At 62.9% G+C, this 24,699-nt stretch carries 18 protein-coding genes and 2 pseudogenes; 9 read left to right on the top strand and 11 right to left on the bottom strand.

The genetic code is table 11. The features are described from left to right. Positions 1-168 (top strand): annotated as a pseudogene (locus AB0313_RS19830) (C4-dicarboxylate transporter DctA); the annotation flags it as partial. A gap of 144 nt (positions 169-312) precedes the next feature. Further along, a complete protein-coding gene (locus AB0313_RS19825) occupies positions 313-1,383 on the top strand; it encodes an alpha/beta hydrolase (protein WP_366307778.1) in 1,071 nt (356 codons plus the stop codon). A gap of 1,690 nt (positions 1,384-3,073) precedes the next feature. Here the strand turns inward: AB0313_RS19825 and AB0313_RS19820 are convergent. The 9 genes from AB0313_RS19820 to AB0313_RS19780 form a co-directional block, all read right to left on the bottom strand. Next, the gene (locus tag AB0313_RS19820) at positions 3,074-5,530 is read right to left on the bottom strand and encodes an EAL domain-containing protein (RefSeq protein WP_366307776.1); all 2,457 of its coding nucleotides are present in this window, start codon (positions 5,528-5,530) and stop codon (positions 3,074-3,076) included. Between the two features lie 185 nt (positions 5,531-5,715). Then, positions 5,716-5,868: a hypothetical protein gene (locus AB0313_RS19815; protein ID WP_366307774.1), complete on the bottom strand. Its 153-nt coding sequence runs from the start codon at positions 5,866-5,868 to the stop codon at positions 5,716-5,718. A 300-nt stretch (positions 5,869-6,168) separates the two neighbouring features. Continuing rightward, positions 6,169-7,029: a DUF6454 family protein gene (locus AB0313_RS19810; RefSeq protein WP_366307772.1), complete on the bottom strand. Its 861-nt coding sequence runs from the start codon at positions 7,027-7,029 to the stop codon at positions 6,169-6,171. Beyond that, positions 7,010-8,551 (bottom strand): inositol monophosphatase family protein, encoded by a 1,542-nt coding sequence (locus AB0313_RS19805; protein WP_366307770.1) that lies wholly within the window; start codon positions 8,549-8,551, stop codon positions 7,010-7,012. Before AB0313_RS19805 ends, AB0313_RS19810 begins: the two co-directional genes overlap by 20 nt. Before the next feature lie 5 nt (positions 8,552-8,556). Then, the gene (locus AB0313_RS19800) at positions 8,557-9,618 is read right to left on the bottom strand and encodes an ABC transporter ATP-binding protein (protein ID WP_366307768.1); all 1,062 of its coding nucleotides are present in this window, start codon (positions 9,616-9,618) and stop codon (positions 8,557-8,559) included. 73 nt (positions 9,619-9,691) lie between these two features. Beyond that, entirely contained in the window at positions 9,692-10,561 is an 870-nt protein-coding gene (locus AB0313_RS19795) for an ABC transporter permease (protein ID WP_141941063.1), read from the bottom strand. After that, positions 10,561-11,523 (bottom strand): sugar ABC transporter permease, encoded by a 963-nt coding sequence (locus AB0313_RS19790; RefSeq protein WP_307309809.1) that lies wholly within the window; start codon positions 11,521-11,523, stop codon positions 10,561-10,563. Before AB0313_RS19790 ends, AB0313_RS19795 begins: the two co-directional genes overlap by 1 nt. After that, on the bottom strand, positions 11,520-12,680 hold the full coding sequence (locus AB0313_RS19785; RefSeq protein ID WP_366307766.1) for an extracellular solute-binding protein: 1,161 nt from the start codon (positions 12,678-12,680) through the stop codon (positions 11,520-11,522). The genes AB0313_RS19790 and AB0313_RS19785 overlap by 4 nt, the downstream gene beginning before the upstream one ends. Before the next feature lie 427 nt (positions 12,681-13,107). Then, the gene (locus AB0313_RS19780) at positions 13,108-16,011 is read right to left on the bottom strand and encodes an alkaline phosphatase family protein (protein WP_366307764.1); all 2,904 of its coding nucleotides are present in this window, start codon (positions 16,009-16,011) and stop codon (positions 13,108-13,110) included. 153 nt (positions 16,012-16,164) lie between these two features. Between AB0313_RS19780 and AB0313_RS19775 the strand changes: the two are divergent. The 5 genes and pseudogenes from AB0313_RS19775 to AB0313_RS19755 form a co-directional block, all read left to right on the top strand. Continuing rightward, positions 16,165-16,311 (top strand): annotated as a pseudogene (locus tag AB0313_RS19775) (CsbD family protein); the annotation flags it as partial. Positions 16,312-16,608: 297 nt separating this feature from the next. Next, the gene (locus AB0313_RS19770; protein WP_366307762.1) at positions 16,609-17,736 is read left to right on the top strand and encodes a S53 family peptidase; all 1,128 of its coding nucleotides are present in this window, start codon (positions 16,609-16,611) and stop codon (positions 17,734-17,736) included. 9 nt (positions 17,737-17,745) lie between these two features. Continuing rightward, positions 17,746-18,141 carry a hypothetical protein gene (locus AB0313_RS19765; RefSeq protein ID WP_366307760.1) on the top strand — a complete coding sequence of 132 codons (396 nt, stop codon included), beginning with the start codon at positions 17,746-17,748 and terminating at the stop codon, positions 18,139-18,141. A gap of 27 nt (positions 18,142-18,168) precedes the next feature. Next, positions 18,169-19,833: a phosphodiester glycosidase family protein gene (locus AB0313_RS19760; RefSeq protein ID WP_366307758.1), complete on the top strand. Its 1,665-nt coding sequence runs from the start codon at positions 18,169-18,171 to the stop codon at positions 19,831-19,833. A gap of 156 nt (positions 19,834-19,989) precedes the next feature. Beyond that, positions 19,990-20,388, top strand: a complete 399-nt coding sequence (locus tag AB0313_RS19755) for a nuclear transport factor 2 family protein (RefSeq protein WP_141941057.1) — start codon at positions 19,990-19,992, stop codon at positions 20,386-20,388. A gap of 166 nt (positions 20,389-20,554) precedes the next feature. Here the strand turns inward: AB0313_RS19755 and AB0313_RS19750 are convergent, their stop codons facing one another. Both AB0313_RS19750 and AB0313_RS19745 read right to left on the bottom strand, forming a co-directional pair. Further along, positions 20,555-20,719 (bottom strand): hypothetical protein, encoded by a 165-nt coding sequence (locus tag AB0313_RS19750; RefSeq protein WP_366307756.1) that lies wholly within the window; start codon positions 20,717-20,719, stop codon positions 20,555-20,557. 310 nt (positions 20,720-21,029) lie between these two features. After that, positions 21,030-21,482, bottom strand: a complete 453-nt coding sequence (locus AB0313_RS19745) for an SRPBCC family protein (RefSeq protein ID WP_141941055.1) — start codon at positions 21,480-21,482, stop codon at positions 21,030-21,032. Between the two features lie 763 nt (positions 21,483-22,245). Here AB0313_RS19745 and AB0313_RS19740 point away from each other — a divergent pair. Together AB0313_RS19740 and AB0313_RS19735 are read left to right on the top strand one after the other, a co-directional pair. Beyond that, positions 22,246-23,268 carry a LacI family DNA-binding transcriptional regulator gene (locus AB0313_RS19740; protein WP_366307754.1) on the top strand — a complete coding sequence of 341 codons (1,023 nt, stop codon included), beginning with the start codon at positions 22,246-22,248 and terminating at the stop codon, positions 23,266-23,268. Between the two features lie 128 nt (positions 23,269-23,396). Then, positions 23,397-24,689, top strand: coding sequence for a sugar ABC transporter substrate-binding protein (locus tag AB0313_RS19735; protein WP_366307752.1), 1,293 nt, complete (start codon positions 23,397-23,399; stop codon positions 24,687-24,689). Positions 24,690-24,699 lie beyond the last annotated feature (10 nt).

Below are 24,699 nucleotides of genomic sequence, written 5' to 3'. Positions count from 1 at the left end.
AACGCCGTCGCCACCGTCCTGGTAGGCACCTGGGTCAAGGAAATCGACGGCGCCCAGGTCACCCGCGTCCTCTCCGGCGAACTGCCCTTCGACGAGCAGACCATGATCGCCGGACACGGCGAAATGACACCAAAGGAAGAAGGCGCCCGCCAGGTTGCCACGGCCTAGCCTGCAAAACAAATTGGCCTGGAGCCCTGAAGACCGCCCGAACAGGTTCGCCTGTACGGGCGGTTTTCATTTGCCCATAACTTGAGGACTCACAAAGTGAGCTAATGGACCACAAGACGGCCCGCTCGCTATGGCCGAGCAGGTATGCAACTCCTGACAGCGGTCCTTGAAGCTTCCTCGTTGAACTTCCCTTCGCCGCACTCTCCACTGTCCTGGCCGTTAAACTCCTTGTCGCGGCTCCGGTCGATACAGGCCGCCGATGTGCCGGTTCCCCAAATGGGTTGGATCGTCGCCGCCTTGAAAGTCACAGTGGCTGGAACCCTAGGATTTCTCTATTTCCCGTGGATAGTCTGGGAAAGAACGACACCCTACGTGAGGGTCAGTGAGAATGTGGTCAAAGCAGTTGCTGCGGTAAGCGCCCGAAACAACGTCACCTTATTGGGCCGGGAGGACGGGCCTGTGTTGATGTTTGCCCACGGCTTCGGCTGCGATCAGAGCATGTGGCGGAAGCTGCTCCCCTACTTCGTTAATGACTACCGGCTGGTGCTTTTTGACCATGTTGGTGCAGGACATTCCGACATCAGCGCCTATGACTGGGAGAAGTACGGGTCCCTGAATGGGTACGCGATGGATCTGCTGGAAATTTGCGCCGCCCTTGAACTTGAGGACGTCATCCTGGTGGGACACAGTGTCAGCACCATGATCGCCGTGGTCGCCGCAGCGCAGGAACCCACTCGTTTTTCCCACCTGATCCTGCTTGCTCCTTCACCCCGCCATACGAACGACCCGTACGATGGCTACATCGGCGGCTTCTCGAGGGAAGACATCGAAGGCCTGCTGGCATCTCTGGACAGCAACTATTTCGCCTGGGCCGCGGCGCTGGCGCCCATAGTCATGGGCAACCCGCAAGAGCCGGAATTAGCTGAGGACCTGCGTGTCAGCTTCTGCCGGACAAATCCGGCCATCGCACGACACTTCGCCGAAGTAACTTTCTTCTCCGACACCCGTCCTGAACTGAGAAAGCTGCACACCAGCTGCCTCATTCTGCAATGCTCCAACGATCGCCTTGCCCCGACCGAAGTGGGCGCCTACCTGCACAAGAACCTGGAACACAGCACCCTGGTGCAGCTTCAAGCCACCGGGCACTGCCCCCACGTAAGTGCACCGGAAGAAACGGCGCGCGCGATTGTGCACTACCTCGACACCCAATCGTGACAGGCCCCCGCCGGCGTCCTCTGGCTAGACTTTGAGGCCTTTTGTCATGACGCCCTTCGGTTGCCCGGCACCAGATGGTTTGATCCCACATCACCGTGGTATCGACCCGATCCAGCCCTCGCGTCAGCCCGACCTTCTCGCATTAGTAACCGATTTTCGTTCAAAGGCCGAATTCTGTTTGAACTTGAACGAATATGGCTGAACGGTATTGGGTGTTTTTATGTGAGTGTCCGTTGGCCATTAGATGTGGTTGCCCAACGACCTGACCTTTCTGGCCCTTTGTCTCGGAGGAAGTGGATTCGAACCAATAGAGGAAGGCCAAGCCACGATCTACATTCCGCCGACCGTCCGAACAACACCAACGGCGGCGGACAAGGCGGCACCGGCACAGAGTTCGCGGGCCTGGAGCTGCAGAGCAGGCTGCCTGCGCCTGGCGGCCAGCGCCAATTTGAACCCGGACCGGCGCTTCCCGTCCATGTTCGGGCAGGTCCACGGGTCCGCGCCGGGCAATGCCCGCCAAGGCATCAGCAACCCGATCGTCGCATCGCCAGTGCGGCCCTGATGCTGGATCACTTCGGGCTGCATGAGGAGGCCCACCAGGTGGAAGCCGCAATCGAAGCGGCCACCGGCGCGGTCACCTGACCCGCGACGTCGGCGGCAACGCCACCACGGAGGACGTCACCGACGCCATCATTAAGTCCCTGAAGCTCGCCCCGGGCAGCCGCCTAGCACTTGCCCGAAGCAGCTCAACCAAAGGGTGAGGTACTACGGCGGGGCGCCAGTCGCCGTCGTACCGCGGAGGTCCCTACCCACGCTCGCAAGCTCGCGTCGGGGCCCTTGAGACGCCGCTTACCCCGTTTTATCCCCACGCCAGCGACATTCCAACAATGAGGTTGGAATTAAGGATCACATCAGCACTCACGCCGCTGCACCGGCGGCCACGAAAACCCGGTGGTACCGCCAGCTCTACTTCAGGGTTCTCTAACGTGGAGTCTCGATATTTCGATTGCGGGTGCTCCGGCCCAGCCATGTCGGCGTTAAATAGGGGAAGCCCCACCAGCAATGCTGAAGGGGCTTCGACTATTTTGATTGCGTTATGACGAACATCATCTCCCGAACTTGCGGGAGTCCTGGTGCTTCCTGCCTCGTCACCGGCAGACCACTGCGGATCAGATCCACCGTGCCTTCCAGACTTCCCCTGTTGTCCGTTCCCGTCCTTCTTTCGAAGAACGTATACACAGTGTTACGCCTGATCTTGTGGTGGTGCAAGAGCCAAAGATCCCAGCGGAGGGCGCCTTTTCTGAGCGACTACCTGATCGACTCGCCCGGTGTTGGGATGGGGCTGCCCTCCAGCCTGTATGCGCAGAACCTGCAGGTACCTTCGCGATCTCGCTAAGAGAAGGCTCGGACATTCTCATGTCCTGAACAACCCGGCGTCATCTGATGGTTACCTGCAGGCGCTCTCAGTCTACGACCGGACCGGCCGCTCCAACAGGGGCGCGGGTCCCATTCCGTCAAAAATATCGTGAACCTCATTGGACACATGCCAGAGCACCTGTCAGCCCCATGCATGGTTGTTCCAGTCCGCCATCGAGGTTGCGAAAACGCCCCCGGCTTGCTGTGAGCAGGTCGGGCCGATGAGGTGGCTGCCGGTGACCGGCGTATATCCGTACACCACCATCCGGGCGTCTTACTGAAGCTGTTGTGCCGTTTTCCGCACCCGGCTGCGCAGCCAGGCCGGGACGTGATCGGAAGGAATCGATTTGCTCCACAGGAAACCTTGAGCGCGGGTCACACCCAGACGCCGAAGTTCACCGAGTTGATCGAGGGTTTCGACGCCTTCGGCGATGACGTCAAGTCTGAGGCTTTTCGCCATGCCCAGCACAAGCTCGATGACTGTTCCGGCGCGGGGGTCTTCTCCAAGTTCCCTTATGAAGGTGCGGTCAATCTTCAACGTCTTCGCCGTGAGCCACTTCAGATAGCTGAGGGAAGAATAGCCTGTGCCGAAGTCATCGATGGAGAGGCAAACACCCAAGCGGGAGAGGCGCTGCAAGGTTTCCCTGGGCAGATCGGGTTCGTCCATGAGGACCGTTTCCGTTATTTCCAGATGCACGGCTGCAGCGTCGATGCCGGTATCCCGGATGGCGGCTTCGACGATGTCCGGGAAATTCTTCGCCACCAACTGGCGTCCGGAAATGTTCACCGCGGTCGTCAGGCTTGCCGCGCCATCTATCTGCTGACGCCACTGGTGCCCCTGGCGGAGTGCTTCGTGCAGGACCCAGGTGCCTATCGGAATGATCAGGCCGGTCTCTTCGGCGATGGGAATGAATGCTTCAGGGGATATGAGGCCGTGGTCCGGGTGTTCCCACCGCAGGAGCGCCTCGAAGCCCAACGGGGCCTCCGAATCCAGGTCGATGATCGGCTGATAGTTCAGGCGAAGTTCTCCTCTGTCCAGGGCCAACCGCAGGTCTGATTCCAGGTCCAAGCGTCCGCTGGCCCGTCGGGTCATGCGGGAGTGATAGATCACTGAGGCGTCCCCACCAGCAGATTTCGCCCGGTACATCGCAGTGTCCGCCCCGCCCAGCATGGACTGGGCCGTGTCATCGGGCCCGGCGAGCGCAATGCCGACACTGACGTTCAGGAAAATCTGCCGCTCTTCGACCTCGAATGGAGACCTGATGCATTCACGGATCCGCCCGGCCAATACTTGGGCGGCACGCATTCCCATGTTCTCGCAAACGATAATGAATTCATCGCCCCCGAAGCGGCCCACGGTGTCACCGGCCCGAACTGCCTTCTTCAAGCGTTCACTGACGAGCATCAGTATCCTGTCTCCACCGCTGTGGCCAATGCCGTCGTTGACCAGCTTGAACCGGTCGATATCGACGAACATGACGGCAGGGCAACAACCCCGGTCAAGGAAACCCTGCAGCACCTCGGTGATCCAGTATCTGTTCGGCAGACCTGTCAGGGCGTCGTGCCGGGCCTGCCATTCCAGGATCTGTTCCGCGTCCTTGCGCTCCGTGACGTCCAGCACCGTGTCAAGGAACTGAAGGGGTTTCCCGTCCGGGCCATCGACGCTGCGTATCCTCGAATGCAGCCACCGCTGCCCGCCATCGGGCCGGAGGAGCCGGTATTCAACATCAGCGAAACCTGCCCCTGCCCGCAGGCTCCGCCATACCCTCCGCACCAGGTCACGGTCCTCGGGATGGGTCCGCTCCAGCATCCGCTCCCACGACAACGACTCCCCCGGCCCGAGGCCCACGATCCGGGCGAGCTCCTGTGAGTGCCACGCCGTACCCAGATCGGCCGAGTACTCGAGGCTTCCCACGTGCGCCATCTCCTGGGCGGCCAATAACCGACGCCGCTCCGCATCAGCTTCGGTGCGCAACCGCTTGATTTCAGTGATGTCCCTTGCGATCCCGGAAGCACCGGCCAGCGTCCCGTCCTGCCCATAGACCGGGGACACCGTCAGTTCAACGTCAATGAGCGACCCGTCCTTACGCCGCCACCTAGCTTCCAGACCCGGAACGAATGCCCCGTTGCGGATCCGTTCGGCGACCCGCTCGCCCACGTCCTCCGGCCCTCGGGTCGTGAAAAGCGCAGGGTTCTGGCCCACGGCTTCCGCCGCGCTCCAGCCAAGCATCCTGGCGGCGCCCGCGTTCCAGCTGCTGATCTTCCCATCCATGTCAGCGCTGATGATCGCATCACCGGAGGACTCCACCATCGCCGAGAGCCGGCGCAGGATGGCCTCTTGGTGCTTCCGGTCGGTGATGTCTTTTGAAATGGCCACAATATCCACCGGCACCGTGTGTCGGCCCCTGATTGGGCTGATCGTTCCATGGACCGGGAACTCCCGGCCGGACCGGTCCCGCACCCAGAACTCCCCCGACCAGTCCCTGCCTCTCGCTATCCGCTCAGCGATTTCCTCTCCCGTGGGCCCCGGAGCGAGGGTCTTGAAATTACCGACGATTCCCAGCTCAAGAGGCGTCCTTCCCAACACCTCTGAGGCTGCGTAACCATAGAGACGCTCCGAGGCACGATTCCAGTAGGTGACCCGCCAACGGTTGTCCATGCCGATCACGGACTGCCCGATCTCATCGAGCAGCAGCGACTGTGTCAGCAGATCATCCTGTTGCCCGGCCATTGATCCTCCGTGTTGTCCTCGCCCCGGTCCAGCACGCAACCTCCCAGTTGCTGAAGTCTAAAACAGTCCGGGCGCTTCTGCCGGGGATCGTACCCAGCTGCCGAGGATTGTATCCAGCTGCCGCGATTAAACCCCGCGCCGACCGGCCTTGGTTTTCCATTGGAAAAGCCGTGTGACCAAGCCCGTCACATCGCTATGCCCACAGACACCACGCGCAGGACCATGCCCATCTCCGGAACGTCGCGGCCTCCCACTGTGATGTGTGCACCCTGCCTGAGGCCAGGCAGGGCAGGGCTCAGGTCGACCACCGCCGCGGTCAGGATAGCCAGAATGGCCAACACGATGCGTGTCAGCTATTGCGGCGTTTGTCGGTGCGGATTGAGCTCGAGGTAAGGCACTGGGCTTCAGGTTTCCGATCCCAAGCTGCTGCATCTTTTCGCTTCGCCCCCCAACAGGATCAGGTGGGCTGAAATAGCCAGGACCGCCGGGCTCCAAAGACAGCAGGCGGAAGGCGCACCAGCCAGGGACTTGAACCCGTCACCCCACACGCCTTAGCTGCAGTCGGGCGAAGAGCCGAACCTTGTGCCCAGGCATAGTTGCAGTACGGAATCTCGATTTACCTGGCGGTTCGGCCTGTGCTAGCTGATCCTGTAGCTGAGGATCCGTGTTCCACCGTTGTCGTCGCCGTCGTCGGGAGCCGCGTGAATGTGAAGTCCTGATTCAGCTGGAGTGACGGTAACAGGGTTCCGTGTGATGACGTGCCCGGCGGTACTGAATATGCTGATGGGTATATCCCGCAAGATTCTCTGCCGCTGCGGTTCCACCAGGGCCAGTCCCCCCAGTTCGAAAGCCGCGCCGTTTTCCTGCGGCAACACGGAAATTCCCGTGCACAACAGCAGGCCCGGGCCCAGCAGTTGGGCGTCCTGGAAGTCAATGAAGTGGCCCGGGTTCGCCCAGCTGGCGACCATGCGGCCTTCACTATCCCAGGTATGGAGTTGCCGGGAACCCCAGCTTCCGCCGAAGACGAGATTCAGTCCTGGATCCCGGACGATCCAGCCAATGTGGTCATTCACTCGGAACCGCTCGCGCACCTCGAAGCTGGACGGATCAATCGTGTAAACGATACTCCGCCCTCCAGCCCGGTATTCGGCTACCGAGACCCACACGTGTTCGCCGTCGAAGTCAATGCCTCCGGGGTGATACATGGTGTCCTCGCCGAGGACCACGTCGCGGATTAAGGCACCTTGTGAGTCGAGAACGAAGATGTGGCCCCTTCCCCGGCCCGGAGTGCGCAACGCTGGATCTGCGGCGGGGCGCGGGGCGTCGAGGATCTCGACAGATGACAGGAACGTCAGACCCTGCGCGAACACCATGCCCTGCGGGTGGTGCGTCGGGAAGCCGAGGCGGACTTCACCGATCAATTCGAAGCGGCTCCGCCTGTCCAGCGTGAACACCGCATCGAGGAGCGGTCCCTGCACATCAACCGCGGGCGCTGTCATGTGCTTTCCTCCATAGTCCGTACAGCTCGGAGGAGTATTCCGGACGCGCCGCCAACACCCCGCCACGCTCCGGGAAGGTATCCGTTTCGCCAACAGCATTCAGCACGACGCCACCGGCCTCTTGAACGATCAGCGTGGCCGCCAGATGATCGACCGGGCTGAAGCTGCCGATGATGGCTCCGGCACCCCGCCCTGCGGCGACGCCCACCACAGTCATGGTTGCCGACCCCATGATCCGCATGATGCTGTGCCGGTCGCCGAGCTGCGCGAGCAGGTCCAGCATTCCGGGCCACGGCAAGTGCCCGGCGAGTTCCGTCGCCACGACGGCTCCGGCAAGAGACGCGGGCGCCAGGGTGCCTTGGGAAGCGAGCGATAGGGGCTGACCATTCAGGTGGGCGCCCCAGCCGGCCACGGCTTCGAAAATCTCGCCGCGCCATGGATCCGCGACGACAGCCACCTCAGGTTTGCGGTCCACAGCCAAGGCAAGCGAAAACGCCGTCCAGGGAAGGTGGTTGACGTAGTTCGTGGTTCCGTCGACGGGATCAAGGTACCAACATGGTGCCCCGGGCACCGCGGTCCCACCCATTTCCTCTCCCACCACGGTGTGGCCGGGGAGGCGGGCCGCAATGACTTCGCGGACATGGCGCTCGACGGCGACATCGACTTCCGTGACCAGATCACCGGGGTTGGCCTTGGTCGAGACCTGGCCGCGATCGGCGTCGCGCATGTACCCGACGGCCCATGCGGCGAGTTCCAAGGCTACTTTTCGGGATTCGAGAACCTCGTCCCCCGCCAGCCGCCGGGGAGCCTGGGCCGAGGACCATCCGTCGGGGTCTTCGGCGATCGCGCCTTGCAGCAGATCCAACCGGTTGCTCGTGATCGAATCCACGCCAAGTGCCAATGCCCAGCGCATGGATTCCACGTCGTCTACGGTCCAGCAAGCAACTTTGGCGCCCGTGGCGTGGATCTGTTCCACGATGTCCTTGTTGAGAACCACGTACTCGGAATTGACGTACTCGGGCTTCAGTTCCGTAAGCAGCTCTTTGGGTGGGGCGATCCTCTTGTTCCACGGGAGCCAGATCCTGGCTGCGGGGTCTATGGCGCGGACGGTCCGCATTCCCTCGAGGTTGCCGCACCAGGCCACGTTCACGCCGCCGTCGCGTACAACGGCGGCGGCGGCCTCTGCCAGGCCAGCTTCGTCCATGTCAATGAGCAGCGTTGACCGGCTGCCGCGGAACAGTTCGATGGCTTCGGAAAGCAACGGGATCCGTTCCTCGCCCGCTCCCAGTTGCCTGATGCGCTCATAGTCGACAGCCGCAGCGTCGGCGTCCAGACCCCAAATCCTCAACAGCGAGGCGTCGTGGAGCAGGATCACCTGCCCATCCTTCGTTACCCGGACGTCCACCTCCACGAGGTCCGCACCAGCGTCGATGGCAGAGGCGATGGCAGGCAGCGTGTTCTCCAGGTGTTTGCTGGAATCGCCCCGATGTGCCGTTGCGCGGGTCCTTTTGGTGTCAATCATGTTGGTCAAAGTGCCGCACCGGCCTCTGCCACCAGCCGTCCGTCCCGGAACGTCATGGCCTTGCGGACCCCCGCATATGTCTGCTGGCCGGCCTGAACGAGCTCACCGCTAACAAAACTCCGTAGCTGGGTATCTCCCCTGCGCACATACACTTCCTGGAAATGTCCCCGCGGAACGACCCTCTCGACAGTGGCCGGCACTGCACCGGCGAAGGGCGCATCTGCAAGGATGACGTCCTCGGGTCGAATCCCGAGAATGTCGGGACCCGAGGTGATGAGGCCGTCGACGAACGAGCCTTCCAGGCGGTTCATGCTGCCGATGAAGGTGGCTACAAACTCGGTTTCCGGGCGGGCATAGAGGGCCTCGGGGGTGCTGTATTGCTCGATCCTGCCAGCGTTCATCACGGCGATGCGGTCGGACATGGACATCGCCTCTTCCTGATCATGGGTGACGATGACCGTGGTGATGCCCAGTTCCTGCTGGATCCTGCGGATGTCTTCACGCACTTTGACACGCAGTTTGGCGTCGAGGTTGCTCAGCGGCTCATCGAGCAGCAGGAGCTTCGGCTCCTGGACCAGGGCCCTGGCCAACGCCACGCGCTGCTGCTCGCCACCAGAGATTCGGGCGGGTTTGGAATCCTTGTGGTGCAAGAGGCTGACCAGCTCAAGGACTGCCTCCACCTTGTCCTTGATCTCGGTCTTGGACATTTTGCGGAGCTTCAGCGGGAAGCCGACGTTCTTGGCTACCGTCATGTGGGGCCATAGGGCGTAGTTCTGGAACACCATGGCGCTGGGGCGATTCTCCGCGCCAAGGTGTGACACCTCTTGGCCTTCCACCTCGATGGAGCCCGAGTCCGGTTGCAGGAAGCCGGCGATCATCCGGAGCGTCGTTGTCTTGCCGCACCCGGAAGGGCCCAGCAGGGATACCAGTTCGCCCTCTTTTACCGAGAGGTCGAGGTTGTCGATGATGGTGCGGCCACCGAGGATTTTGTGAAGGCCACGGATGGTCAGGCCACCGCCCGAGGCGGCAGTTCCGGTGCCGGTTGTGCTGGCGGAGGGTTCAGTCACTGGTTCATGAAGTGTCATGGGGTCTCTGTCTGACGTTGAGCGCGGGCGTGCTGCGTGGGTTGAGTACGGGCCGCTATTTAATCTGGAATCCTTCGGCGAGCTGGCCACCGAGGATGTGCTTGTGCGCCGCGAGCATGAGGGCGACGGACGGGATGGCCAGCAGGATGGAAAAGACTGCCGCCACCTGGGTGGGATAGTTCAGCACCAGGCTGTACATCTGGGTGGGCATGGTCATGAAGTCCGGTGCACCCACCAGGTATGTTCCCTGGGCTTCGTCGAAAGACGCCAGGAACGACATCACCGCCGCAACAATGATCCCGGGCAGCGCCATGGGGAGCGTCACGGAAGCGAACACGCGAAGTTTGGAGGCGCCGGCGTCGCGGGCAGCTTCCTCGAGGTTCCGCGGCACGGCAGCGAACGCTGCCGCCGGGATCCACGTCATGAACACCACCGTGCCCAGCACATGTACCACCAGGATTCCCAACACGCTGTTCATGAGGTTCAACGCGTAGAAGAGCGCAGCAAGGGTGACGAACAACCCCATCTTCGGAAACGCATTTGTGGCGAACAGGCTGATCAGGAAGAAGCGCCGTCCGGGGAAATCGAAACGGGCGAACGCATAGGCCGCCGGCAGGCAGATGACTGCCGAAACGAGCACCGTTAGCGGGGCAAAAAACAAAGAGTTCTGGACTGCGATACTGAGCGCGCCATCGTTGAAGACGACCTGCCACCAGCGCAGCGTCCAATCATCAGGCAGGAGATTGGGGAACGTCCAACTGCCGGCGAAGGCGCGCACGCCCAGCCATAGCAAGGGGCCCAGAATGAAAACGAGCATCAGGATCACGAACAGGCCCACGAGGGCACTGCGGAGAATCGAGTCCAACGACGGCGGCCGGCGGGTGGAGGAGGCCGTGCGCGCCCGGGAAACAGGAGTGTTAGACATCAGACTTTCCCTTGCTCCTTGGCGGAACGGAAGTTAGCCCACACATACAGCGCGGCAATTCCGGAGGCAATCACGAAAACCGTGAAGGCCATGACGGCCGATTGCTGCGGCTGATTGAAGGAGGAGAAGTAGTTCGACATGTCCACACCGAGCATGTTGGGCGAGTTAGGCCCCGTGAAGTAAGGGACCGTGAACGATCCTACGATGCCAATAGCGGTGAACGTCGTCGCGATGATGATCGGAACGGCAGCCATGGGAATGATGACGGAGACGATCGTCCGCAACGAGCCAGCGCCGGCGTCGCGGGCTGCTTCAATCATGGCGTTCGGTACCGACTGCAGCCCGGAGGAGACCATAAGCACCGCGAAAGGCAGCGACGTCCACACCGAGCCGATGATGACCGCCACCATCGTGAACGCCCACACGGGGAAGTCAAGCCCGACGATGGCGAAGACGCTCCGGAGGAAACCCGTCCCCGAGTAAAAGGTCAGGATGGCCCAGGAAGCGATCACCACCGGGATGAACAGCGGCACAATCGCGAGCCCGGAGAGCAGCCGGGCCATCCGGCCACCCTTGAGTTTGAGGTACAGCCCAATCCCCAGGGCAAGAAAGAGGACCGTGATCGTACTCACCAGCGTCACAATGACCGTGACCAGGAGGTCCCCGAGGAAACGCTGGTTCGAGAACATCTCCTGGTACGCCGCCAGCGTTCCCCACCAGCCCTCGGACTCGTGCACGTTCTGGCCAATGGTGGCAATTGTGTGGTTCAACCCGCCGTTCAAGCCGATGCTGAACCCGAAAGCAAGCACGATCGGGAAGCCGACAAAAAGAGCGATCAGCAGGATCGGCGGCAACGCCATGAAGAACCCGACGCCTCGCTGGCCCAGACGCTTGGGGCGCCTGGCACGGGCCGGCGGAACCGTTTGTTGCCGTTCCGCCGGCTTGGGAAGCGTGCTGGTCACTGGCCGGGAACCTTCTGGTCCCAGAGGTTGTTCAGGTCTTTGCCCATTTGGTCAAAGTAGCCCTTGCGCAGGTTGTTCGTGTCTGCGTCTTTGAACTTTTCCTTCACGTCAGCAGGCAGTTTGTCCAGGCTGATGGCCGGGAAGCCGGACATTTCCTTGATGATCATGGTTTGCGCGTCCGGCGACAGGACGAAGTTGACGAGCTTCAGCGCAGCCTCCTGGCGGGGCGAAGACTTGGGGATGCCGAGGTAGGCGGCACCGCCGGTAAAGGACGGGTCGCTGATCTGAGTGGCCTTCACTGTGGAAGGGATCTGGCCGTTGGTCAAGCCGGTGATGAACTGGTCTGACCAGACCGGAGCCATCGAGATCTGCCCACTGGCGAGCAGGTCAAGGGTCTGCTTGTTGCCGTTGGGGTAGACTCCTTTCTGGAAGACGGACGAGTTGAGGTCCTTCAACGTCGCGAAGCCCTGGTCCCAGTACGACTCCAGATCCTTCTCATAACCCACAGCCATCTTCGCGCGGGCGTCGGCCGGGACGAACTTGTCCAACACAGTGGCAACGAAGGCCCCCCCGGAGCCGCCCGACTTCGGCGAGTTGTACGTGAACTTGCCCGGGTTTGCCTTAATCCACGCGAGCAAATCATCCAGGGTCTTAGGCGGCCTAGCTACTGTCTTGGTGTCATAGGCCAGAAGCACTGCAGAGCCGCGGTACGGAATGCCACCTGTGCCTCCGGCTTTGATGACATCCTGAGGGACATCATTCAGGGCCGGAATCGTCTGGGAGCCCACGGGGGTCAGCAGATTGGCCGCTGAGGCCTTGGGAACAAACCCGCCGTCCACCAGGTCAAAGTCAGGTTCCTTGTTCTGCTTCGTCGCGCTGGTCAATTTCGCCAAGGTCTGCGCATCGTGCTCACCGTGCAGATCCAGCGTCACCTTCACGTCGTAGCCAGGATTGGCTTTCTCGAACGCCGGAACAAGGCTCTTCTCCCACAAGTTCTGAACATTGGTATCCCCGCTGATGAAGACGGTGACCGTCTTGTCCGGAGTAGCGCCGGTCCCATTGTTTTGGGTCGAGGAGGTACTGCTTTGGGCGCAGCCGGTCACAGCGGTAGCTGCAACAACGGCGACGGCGGCCGCTGCTAAGAAGCGGTTGGTCATGGGTATTCCTTCATCTTGTCTCGAAAAGTCCCCCGAATGCACGGACAAGCTTCCAGGGACTACGTGACAGGACAGCGCATGGCATATGAACCGACGGTGAACCCAACCAAAATGTTAGGACATAAGAACATTGGTTCAATGACCAAGCGATCCTGACGGGATCCCGACGAGCTGAGCCCCCGCGCGACGGTACGTGCCATCGACGGGGGCCGACTGCCGCAGCCACGACGAGCATCCCAGTCGAGGGACTTCGACGGAACGAATAAGCCCCACCACTGCGAACTCATGGCGACGGCAGTCTTGTTGGCTGGGCGCCCGACCGTTTGGACGCGTTAGTGGACGGTCGCGAGGGCTGGACGATGTGTATCCAGCCCTCGCAGGCTTTACGCAGTGATACTCGCTTAGACGGGGCGCGGGCCGGGCGTGCTTAGTCGTCTTCGTGGTTGGTTGATCCGGCGGGAATGCCGGGCACCTCGTCAGGGCCGTAGATCTTCTCATCACCTGGGTAGGGGGTTGACCAGTTGTGGGCCTGGTACCAGGTCCAGCGGTTGAACAGGTTGGGGTCCGCGTAGTCTTCCTTCGCACCGTTGCCTGTGAGGTGCTGCTTCTCTGACCAGTCGTCCCACTTTTCGGCGGTTTCCTTCATGGGGGCCGGGACGGCGGTGGCTTTGGCTGCGGCGTCGTTTACCGCGGCAGCCGCCGCTCCGGTCTGGCCCAGGGTGTCGGGGCCGCAGGCGGGTGCGGTCTTGACGCCCTCGGTGAGGGGAATCTGGTTCGGGACCGCAGCGAATGGTGTCAGGTCTGGCTTGTTGGTGAAGGCGTCGAACATTGGGGTGGCTGCGGCCACCTTCTGGTTCAGCGGCTGGGCGCCGAGGATCTGTTCAATGGTCCGGACCATGTTGATCTGGGAGTAGAACGTGCTGACAGTTCTTCCGTGCACGGCGTAGGGGCTGATGACCTGGACCGGGGCGCGGTGGCCGTCGACGTGGTCGGTACCGTTCTGGCTGTCGTCCTCGGCGATGAAGATCGCGGAGTCTTTCCAGTACTCGGAGTGCGAGATCTCGTCGACAATCTTGCCCACGGCGAGGTCATTGTCGGCGACCTGGGCTTCCGGGTCGGCGGTGCCGCCGGTGTGGTCGCTTGAAAGCCAGGTCATCTGGAAGTTCTTCGGGCCGTTCTTCTCAAAGTCCTGCTTCCAGGCCTCATAGCGGTAGATGTCCGGCACCGAGGTGTCGAACGGTGCTGCGTTCGGGTCCGTGATTTCGTTGAGTGACGGGATGGCCGAGGCGGCGTGCATCTGCAGTGCCGGGGTGAAGAGCTGGGCGGGGTCGCCGCCGGCCATGGTGCTGGTCGCGGCGCAGTAATACTGCTGCCACGTCGCCCCGGCGGGCTTGCCTTCCTCGGAGTCGAATTCGCCGTAGTTCCTCGCGGTCTTGCCTGCGTCCTTGATCGCGGTCCAGAGAAAACCCGAGCGTTGGTGGCCGAGGACGTCGTCCTCGGTGTCGTAGGACCGCTTGTACTCGCCGGCGCTGGTCTCGGTGTAGGCCGGGTCATCGCCCTGCATCATCCAGTTGTGGCCCTCGGCCGAGTTGGTGCCGATGTCGTAGGTGTTGTCATACAGGCCGAACTGGCCGGCGAGGGCGTGCTGGTTCGGGGTGACTTTCGCACCGAACTGGGCCAAGGCGGCATCCCCGTTGCCCTGCTTCATGTCGCCGTAGACCTGGTCGTAGGTCCGGTTTTCCTTCACGATCAGGAAGACGTGCTTGATGGTCGACGGCTCCCCAATCCGCTTCGGGACGGCGACCGCGGGGATCTTGGCGGCCTCCGCAGCCGTCGCGTCCTTCACGGAGCTGCCGTCCCAGCCGTTCTGCTCGAACACCGTCTCGGTGTTCTTCTGGATCTCTTCATCGCTAGGCAGAGTGAACCTGGTCAGCGACGCCGTGGTGGAGTGCGTCCCGTGACCGGTCGCTGCGGTCGTGTTCGGCCCCTCGTTGATGGTCACTTCCGGTCCGCGCGCGTCGATCCCGCGGATGTTGGTGACCACGATCTGGCCGTTCACCACGGTGACATTTCCGGGGTAGTAATCGGTCGGCAGGAGGCCGACGTAGCTGGCGGGGTCTTTCGGGTCCTGCTTGTTGACCTTGTAGACCGCAACGGCGTTTGCGCGGCCGAGCGAGATCAGCAGGTGGTCGCCCTGCATGGTGATGGCGGTGGGCTCGTAACCGACCTGGGAGGAGGCCCAGGGCTGGGTGGCGATGGTCTGAAGAACCTTGTTGCTGGCCGTGTCCACCACCGAGACAGTGTCACTGTTGGTGTTCGCCACGTACAGGGTGGTGCCGTCCAGGAACAGCCCGGTCGGGTGCAGTTGAACGTCGATCGAGGAGACCGGTGCCGCCGCGTTGGCCGTGTCGATGACGCTGAGCGTTCCGGTCGTGGAGGTGCCGAGGTTGGGGTCCGCCGGGACGTCAGTGCCGTAGGAGTTCATCGTGGGTTCCCCGGGCAGTGCCGGGCGGCCACCCTCGTTGGAGACGTACAGCCTGGTGCCGACGAACTTCAGTTGCCGCGGCGCGATGCCCGTGGCGAAGGTCTGCTTGATCGTGCCGGCGGCGGGGTCGATCGCGACGACCGAGTTCTGGCCGTTCACGGCGGCGTAGAGGGTCGAGCCGTCCGGGGAGAAAGCCATGCCGGCGGTCAGGGCCTGCTTGTCACCGGCGGCCGGAATATTGATCTTGGTACCGGCTCCGAGCGAGCCGTCCGGGTTGAAGGGGTAGCGGACAATGCCGGTCGCGACGGGCTCATAAAGGAACTTGCCGTCAGGTGAAAAGACCGGGCCGTCCTGGCCCACCGAGCCATCGGTGATGTGCTGGTACGCCATGTTGGCATAGCCTGCGTTGGCAGCCGCGGTGGCAAACGCGGTAGCAGCTTGTGTGCCCGCGGCCGCGACCGGCTTGTACGTGGTGAGGTCGAAGACCTGCAGGTCCACGGACCGGTCGGCGCTGGTCCCGACGAGGTAACGGCCGTCCGGGCTGACGGTCGAGCCCATGATTTTGCCAAAGGGTGTCATTAGGCGGTCGCCGATGGGCTTGATCTCCTGGTTCGAGGAAATCTGCTCCCCCTTCTCATCCTCGGAGCCGACCTGCTGTTGGCCGAAGGGAAGGGTGGAAGCAGCCGCGATGCCGGCGCCACCCAGAATGGCGAGGGTGCAGCTGGCGGCCACGATCACAAGCGGCCTTTGGCTGCGAACGGATCGTGAGAGCCTGCGCAGCACGGTCGTGCTGGGCTGTTCTTCGGTAGTGGATTGTTCAGGGACTGCCGGCGAGGGTCTTGTCATGCCTGTGAACGTACGGGCCCTGGATGACATCGAGGTGACGGGTTTGGTTACTTCAGGCAACGGTTTGACGCCATGCCGACCAAGGATCCGCACTGCCAGGGTGGAAGGGGGGCGCGGCAACTTCAAGCCCGACCAGGCAGAGGAGGAAACACCATGGGGTCGGGTGACCAGATTGAGAACGACGCCGAGAAATCTGGCGGTAAGGGCAAGGAAGCGGCCGGGAGTGCCGCGGGCCGGACTGACCAGGGCAACGGCGACGTGAAGGACGCCGGTGAAAAGGTCAAGGACGCTTTCGAACGCCGTGAACGTCCCGTGCTGTGCGAACCCACCGACGACGAGAGCGGTTGCGAGGATTAGGATCTGGAGTGCTTTGCGGGTTCTCATGCCATGCAGGTGTGCGGCGCTTCACAGCCGTCACCGGCGCGGCAATGGCCGGTGACCTACGTTCGGTGGTAAGATATCCGGCCGCTCCTGCCCTAGACTGTGGGTGGTCTCTTCTTTCGTATTTCCCAGCCCTTCAGCCCAACACTGCCGGGCTTTCAGGCGTGCGTGGCGGCGGCCAAAACTTTGGTCTCTTCTACCCACCCCGGGGGTCTCATGTCCTGGCTTCACCGTGCCGCAACTGCTATCGCAGCAGCCGGCCTTCTCCTCACTGCCGCCCTGCCCGCCTCTGCCGCCCCGGGCCCCACCAACCCGGGCCAGGGGACGGAGCACGAACACTTCGCCAACCACCCGCTGCGGGTCCTGCCGCAGGTGACGAACACGACGCCGACCGGCCTCTCGCCCGCCACAATCAAGCAGGCTTACAGTTTCCCGACTTCGGCCCTCGCCGGTGCCGGCAAGACCATTGCCATCGTCGACGCCTACAACGACCCAACCATCGCCAGCGACCTGTCGGCATTCAGCACCCAGTTCGGGCTGCCTGCCTGCACGAGCGCCAACGGCTGCTTCACGAAGGTCAACCAGAAGGGCGGGACCAAGTACCCGCAGTCCGACTCCGGCTGGGCGCTGGAGATCGCGCTGGACGTCGAATGGGCACACGCGATCGCACCGGGTGCCAAGATCCTGCTCGTTGAAGCCAACAGCAGCAGCTTCACCGACCTGATGACCGCCGAGGACTACGCTTCCGCGCACGCCCAGTACGTCTCCAACAGCTGGGGAGGCGCCGAGTTCAGCGGAGAAGCATCCTACGACACCCACTTCAACCGTTCGGGCGTGAGCTTCTTCGCCTCCGCCGGCGACCAGGGCGCACCGGCAACTTACCCGTCGGCATCGCCGAACGTGATTTCAGTCGGCGGAACCAGGCTGAACTTCGACAGCACAGGCGCACTGTCCAGCGAAACCGGCTGGAGCAGCTCCGGCGGCGGATGCAGCGCCTTCGAAGCCGCTACCGCGGTCCAGGCCGCTTTCAGCCAGTACGCCCAACTTAACTGCGCGGGCAAGCGGGCCACTCCTGACGTGTCCCTGGACGCTGACCCGGCCTCCGGGGTCTCCGTCTATGACTCGACCTCGTACAACGGACAGACCGGCTGGTTCACGGTCGGCGGCACCAGCGCATCCTCTCCGATGTGGGCAGCCCGCGCTGCGGACACCGGCGCACTCGTCAACGCCTCCTACGTGTACGGCTCCTCGGTGGCGTTCCGGGACATCATCACCGGCAACAACGGCAACCCCTGCCTTACCGGCGAAGACCTGGTCACCGGACGCGGCAGCTGGGTCGGCTAACAAGATGAGATGACCGCAACGACCGTCAAAGGAAGCGCACTATGGCGGGGCCAGGGAGTCCGCGTGCAGGCCGAGGGCCACGACCTGGGAACAGGCGTCGTGGATGACCTGACCGAGGACGGCTCCATCGTCTGGATTGTCTTTGGCGGGGCTGAACCGCGGCGGATGTTTCTCGAAGAGGACGCTGCCCCGGTACACGGTGCTGCCGCCGACCTCGATCCGCTAGGCCGCCGATTGGCGATCCGGTGCGCGACCTCCTGGTCCGCGGCGCCGATCCGCCGGCACCGGACCGCCGGTTCGTTGGGGTCACGCATCGGGCGCGAATATCTGGAAACAGTCTTCCGAACAAATGGTGAACAGTTGCTGGCAGCATGTCCAACCGCGGTGTGTGGGAGCCCACTCTGACTTCATCGCGCCTTAGTGTCGGTAACCATGACCTCCCCCAATCATCGTCACCGCCGCTCGGTCATCACCGCGCTGGCCGTGTCCCTCCCCTTCGCCTTCCTCACCCCAGCAGGCGCTTCCACCGCGGCGCCCACGGCTCCGGCCCAGGATCAGCAGACTGCCGCGTCACAGCCCTCCCACCTGGATCTCGGAGCGCAGGACCTGCCCGAGACGCGGAACGTGACCACCCTGGCCCCGGGCCTGACCCGGACCACAATCACCCGCGGCGCCCCGAACCAGGACTTCTTCTGGACCGCCGAAGTCGCGGTCCCGTCCATCTCGCCGGACCCTGACGCCCCGGCCTCCGCGTTGTCCACCCAGGCGCAGGCCCAGAAGGTCGCCGACAAGCTCACCGCGGCCAACCTCACCGCCCGGGTCGAACACGTCCAGTCACCCCAGCTGGCCGACGCTGGCGGGGACCTCGGATACCGGGTGCGGGTGGGCCAGTTCGGCTCCAAGGCTGACGGCTCTGCCACGATCGATCAGATCAAGGCCGCCGGCTACAAAGCATCGGTGATCTACACCGGTTGGGACGGCGACGCCGGTTCCAGTGAGAATGACCGCGGCCCTTGGAACCTCCAGGTCCTCACCATTGACCCGAAGGAATTCCACGGGGACCTCACCTCTTCCTTCGGGCCCAACCTCGAAGACCGCGAAACCACAAGCCAGCTCTCCGCTGCCGCCGGGGCCCTGGCAGCCGTGAACGGCGGGTTCTTCACCATGGACCCCGCCGCAGGCGCCCCCGGGGACCCCGCCGGGACCGCAGTACACGATGGGAAGGTCCTCAGCGAACCCGTCGGCGACCGCCCCTCCCTGGTCCTGGACAAGAACGGCACCTCCATCCAGCGCCTGCACTGGCACGGCACCGTCAGTGCGCCGGGCTTAGCAGAACTCCCCCTGGACGGGATTGACCGCGTGCCTGGGCTCATCCGCAACTGCGGCGGCACCAATGACACCCCGACGAACCTGCCGCTGCACGACTTCACCTGCACTGACGCCAACGAAATCGTCGACTTTACCCCCGATTTTGGCCCCACCACCCCGGCTGGCCCCGGACTCGAAGTCCTCTTGGACGCCCAAGGCACCGTTACCTCCGTCAACCATACCCGCGGCACCGCAGTACCCGCCGGCGGCCAGAGCCTGCAGGCCATCGGAACGGACGTCGACAAGCTCGCCGCCCTGGCCGTCCCGGGCAAGAAGCTGAAGGTCGACACAGATCTGCTCACCGAAGATGGCAAGACCCTCACGACGAGCCCCACCAGGGACGTCGTCAACGGCGGCCCCACCCTGGTCCAGAACGGGCAGCTGGACGTCACGGCCAAGCGGGACGGCATGGTCCGCACCAACGACAGCAACAGCTTCTTCTACGGCTGGGTCCACAAGCGCAACCCCCGCACCTTCGCCGGGGTCGACACACAGGGCCGCACCCTGCTGGTCACCGCAGATGGACGACAAACCACGTCCCTGGGGCTGAGCCTGAATGAGGAGGCGCACGTGGCCAAGTCGCTCGGCATGGTCAACGCGATGAACCTGGACGGCGGCGGATCCACCACCATGGTCCAGAGCGGCCAGGTCATGAACTCCCCCTCGGACCCCACCGGCGAACGCCCCATCGGCGACGCCATCCTGCTCCTGCCCGGCCGCAAGCCGTAGCAACAACGGGTCCAAGGCCCGGCAAAAAGGGCGCGCTCAGTGAACGGGGCGCGCCTTTTCTGTGCTCTCATGGCTCTACGGCGGATGGCACGAGCCCCTCTGCAGTCAGCGAAGCGGGACCTTGCCCGTGAGCCCAGGTGCGCGTAGCTTGTCGGCATGAGCCAAAGGGACGAGTTCATTCGTTGGGTTGAAACGACTTTGCACGACGCAGAAGTAGCACTTCATAACGGTGACGCCGACCCTCGTCGGGCCATCTGGTCCCGCAATGAACCGGTCTGCATTCTTGGCGCTTGGCGCAATGCCTACGGCCAGCAGGAACTGGAAGAGCTCTTCTCTTTACTTGAGAGAAGCTTCTCCGACTGCAGATCCTGGAGGTTCGAGATGCAGGCATGCGACGTGATTGGCGACATGGCGTACACGGCGGGCCTGGAACATTCCGCCGTTTCGACGAACGGGGTGCCAAACTCCTACACGCTTCGGGCAACGCAGGTCTACCGGCGCGAGGATGGCGAATGGAAGGTCGCCCACCGTCACGCTGACACCGTTCCCGAATGATCTGCGGAACAGTACCTGGCTCCGGTCCCATAGCCCTGGCTTCTTGCCCGATTCCTGAACCACCCTTTACCGCATCCCCCACCCGTCGTTGCGGCGACCACTTCCGTCAGATTGCAATGCCGCATTATTCACTGCCACGCTGGAAATGTCTCAGCGACTGATGTTTCTATTCTTGTGGCCGGTCGTTGGGGAACCGCTCCGGGTGCTTTGGGTCCTTGTCCCGCTTCCGCCAGTACTCGTCGCGCTGCCAGAGCGATAGGCGGACCACCCCGGTCCCATAAACGATCACGAAGACAACCTCAGCGGCCAGCATCCCGAGGCGCCATGTCAAGGGGATGTTCGGGATGAGGTTCAGCACCGCGAAGACGGGGAGAAATGGCAGTGACCAGTATGTGAGCCGGGTGATCCTGCGTCGGGCTTCCTCTTTGGACGCTGGGGGTCGGCCGCCCTGAGGTTGTTTCGCCGGTGGCATGGATGAACTGAATCATCAGCCTGGATCCCGGGCAACGCGCTTGAGCCGATCTTTCGGTGCCGGCTATGGAGAGGCTGGCTCGTCGGTTCCCTGGATCTTCTGGAGCGTGTCCGCGCTGGCGGCGGTTTCCATAGGACACCGTCCGGGTCCAGGGTGTCATCTGCCGGCCTTACGCCGTTTCGTTGGGCAATGAGGATTCGAGAACGGATTTGAGGTTGGCCAGCTGGGCCGCTTCGGTCTGCATCGTGCGGTTGATCATCGGTCCCATGAGTTTCATGAGCCCTTTAGGCTGAAGGTCAAGGATGAACCTTAGGGTGGTTCCGTTGGGGGCGGCGCTGAGCAGGTATACGCCCGTGGGGCGGGCGGGGCCGGCCACGACCTGAAAGGCCAGGCGCTTTCCCGGCTCCGCCGTTGTGATTTCGTAGTCGCCGGCGATGGGCCGGCCGCCTGGGCCGGTGAGTGTCTGGGTGTAGATGGCCCCCACGGCTCCGGGGTTGCCGCTTTTCAGGGCAATGTGCTGGATCCCGGAGCGCCATTTGGGGTTGTTCAGTCCGTCCGCAAGGAACGCGTAGATGTCCTCCGGTGAGCGGCTGATGGTCGTCTCGTTCTCGGCGTGAGCCATGGCTGCCCCTTAGATGTCCGTGGTCCCGTCCTGCTTCTTTTGGACCGGCTCGCTGATGTATTGGTGATCCCCATACTGTACGTCCGCCGCCCCAGGCCGGACAGGCGCCTCCCACTCTTCAATAGCACCGGGACCAAGGCCGGAAGCTTCACAGGAACGTTCACTCCCACTTCCTTCTCCATGGCAAACTGCGCTCCGCAGGTCAGTGGCCAGCTCGTGGGGACGGAAACGGCCGCCATGGGCGGGGCCACCCAGACCGCTTATCAGACCATCACGACAACCGTTCAGTCCGCCCAGGCCAACGGCACATGTAACATCCTCAACCTTGCCCTTGGACCGCTAGATCTGAAGGTTTTGGGCCTCGTCGTAGACCTGAACCGTTGGTAGCGGTGTGAAGGGCATGGCGGCCCTGGTGAACGGGCTGCCTGGACTATCAGCAAGGACTCCAGCGCTGCCCGCCATGAGGGCGGCCACTGATTGAGGCGGGTGGCCCTTGGAGGCCACCCGCCTCAACGCCTGATAAGAGCAGTCCCTGGGTGCGGGCCGGCCTTGTCCCGTGGACCTCTGTCAACGGCCCCACGTTAGGACCGCGGATCGACAGCTCAATTCTCAGTATTGGGCCCTTCTTCATCCACAGTGAACGAGGCGAGGAAAAAAGCCACCCCTTCCTGGTTTGGGCCGACGAGTTTCTTGACTCCTACAAAACGTTTTGCATATAGTGATGCACGCAACATACAAAACGTTTTGCAAAGGAACAGCGTCGATGGCGACCAAGGTAAACATCCGGGACGTGGCAAAAGCCGCGGGCGTCTCAGTAACTACTGTGTCGCATGCCCTCAGTGAGGCGCACAGCTCGCGGGTCAATGCACGGACCGCGGAGCACATCAAAGCCGTAGCCGGTGACCTCGGCTACGCACCCAACCGGCTGGCCAGCGGCCTCCGCAACCAGCGCTCCCAGATCCTTGGCCTGGTCAGCGATGAGATCACTACCACCCCTTTTGCGGGCGCCATGATCCAGGGAGCCCAGGACGCCGCCTCTGAACACGGGCACCTGCTGATGGTGGTCAACTCGGGCCTCGACAACGAACTTGAGAGGCAGGAGATCCGCGCACTGCAGCAGCACCAGGTAGACGGTGTCATCTACGCCCGGATGTTCAACCAAGTGGTGTCCGTTCCAGAAGAGCTCAGGGCAACGCCCACTATCATCCTGGATGCGACGTCGGACAATGCAGGCTTGTCCTCCGTGGTGCCGGATGAGTCCGGTGCCGGCGGGTCCGCCGCCGAACTGCTGGTCGCGGCAGGCCACCGCCGGATCGCCATGATCAACAACGAGGACGATATCCCCGCCGCACACGGACGTCTTGGAGGCTTCCGCGCGGCGCTGGCCCGACACGGACTGGAGCTGCCGGCGGACCGCCTCGCGGTGGAACATCCGAGCACGGCCGGGGGACGCGAAGCTGCGCTGAAGCTCCTGACGGCACCCGAACGTCCCACGGCGCTGTTCTGCTTCAACGACCAAATGGCCATGGGCGCATACCAGGCGGCCGGCCACCTTGGGCTGGAAATCCCCGGTGATGTCTCGATTGTGGGGGTGGACAACCTGGAACTCATTGCCGACGCGCTCTGGCCGGGACTGTCCACCATCGCGCTCCCCCACTACGAGATGGGCCGCTGGGCTGTCCTGAAACTCCTCAACGAGCTTGAGGACCCCGCGGCCGCGCGGGTGCACGAAAAGATAGCCTGCCCGCCCGTGGAGCGGTACTCCGTCGCTCCACCCAAGAGCTGAAGGCAGAACCGGCCCGATCAGCCGTCAAGCTACCCAGACCCAAAAAGAGGGAACGCAGCCGTTGCAGCGGCCGCGTTCCCGGCAGGACCCGAATCAATCCCCTCTGTCCAAAAAAGAAAGACCGACCCATGAACAAGATGCTCACCAAGGTCCTGGCGACCAGCATAGCTGCCGTCACCCTCACTGCCGCCCTCGCCGGCTGCGGCAAGGGCAGCGCTTCCTCCCCCGCAGAAGGATCCAACGAAATTGCACTGTGGACCCACAACGCGGGCAACCCGGACGAACTCGCCGCGGTCCAGAAAATCGTCGACTCCTACAACGCCAGCCAGGACAAGGTGAAGATCAAGGTCCAGGCTTTCCCCCAGGACTCCTACAACGATTCCGTGGTCTCCGCGGCCGCGGCCGGGAAGCTGCCGTGCATCGTTGACATTGACGGCCCCAACGTCCCCAACTGGGCCTGGGCGGGATATCTGAAGCCCCTCGAATTGGACACAGACCTTTCCAAGCAGCTCCCCAGCACCGTCGCCAAATGGGATGGAAAGGCCTATGCGGTTGGCTATTACGACGTCGCCCTGGCCATGATGGCCCGGGCCTCGGACTTGAAGGCTGCCGGGGTCCGTGTTGCCACCATCGAACAGCCCTGGACCAAAGAAGAGTTCCAGGATGCCCTCACCAAACTCAAGGCGCTGGGCAAGTGGGATTACCCTCTGGACCTGGGAACTGCCGGGACAGGCGAATGGCTTCCATACGCCTACTCGCCCTTCCTGCAGTCCTTCGGGGGCGACCTGGTGAACAGGGACGGCTTCCAGAGCGCCGAGGGCAAGCTGAACGGCGACAAGGCGGTGGAGTGGGCCAACTGGTTCCATGGCCTGGCCGACCAGGGCTTCATGGCAAAGAAGAGCGGGAAGGACTCCACCCAGGATTTCCTGAACAACAAGAGCGCGATCATCTACACCGGATCATGGGCTGCGGACAAGGCCAAGGCCGCCATCGGGGAGGATCTGGTGGTCATGCCACCGGTGGATCTGGGCACGGGCCCCAAGATCGGCGGCGCATCGTGGCAATGGGGCGTTACCAGCGCCTGCGGCAACTCACAGGCGGCCATGGACTACCTGTCGTATTCACTGAAACCGGAGAACGTCGCTGCCGTGGCCAAGGCCACCGGCGCCATTCCGGCGACTGAGGAGGCAGCTGCCCAGATCCCGGCGTTCGCCCAGGGCGGCGCCGACCGGATCTTCATGGACTTTTCCCGGAAGTATGCGGTCATGCGTCCCGAAACGCCGGCGTACCCCTTCATCGCCACTGAATTCGGCAAGGCCACCCAGGACATCCTGAACGGCGCCGAGCCCAAGTCCACCCTGGACAAGGCGGTGAAGGCCATCGACGCCAACATCAAGTCCAACGGCGGCTACAAGAAATAGCCGGAGCCGC

It is taken from the genome of Pseudarthrobacter sp. NPDC080039 (assembly GCF_040702335.1).
Classification (GTDB): Bacteria; Actinomycetota; Actinomycetes; order Actinomycetales; family Micrococcaceae; genus Arthrobacter; species Arthrobacter enclensis_A.
The sequence above is the reverse complement of the archived record's forward strand: the minus strand, read 5'-3'. Positions and strand labels throughout refer to the sequence as shown.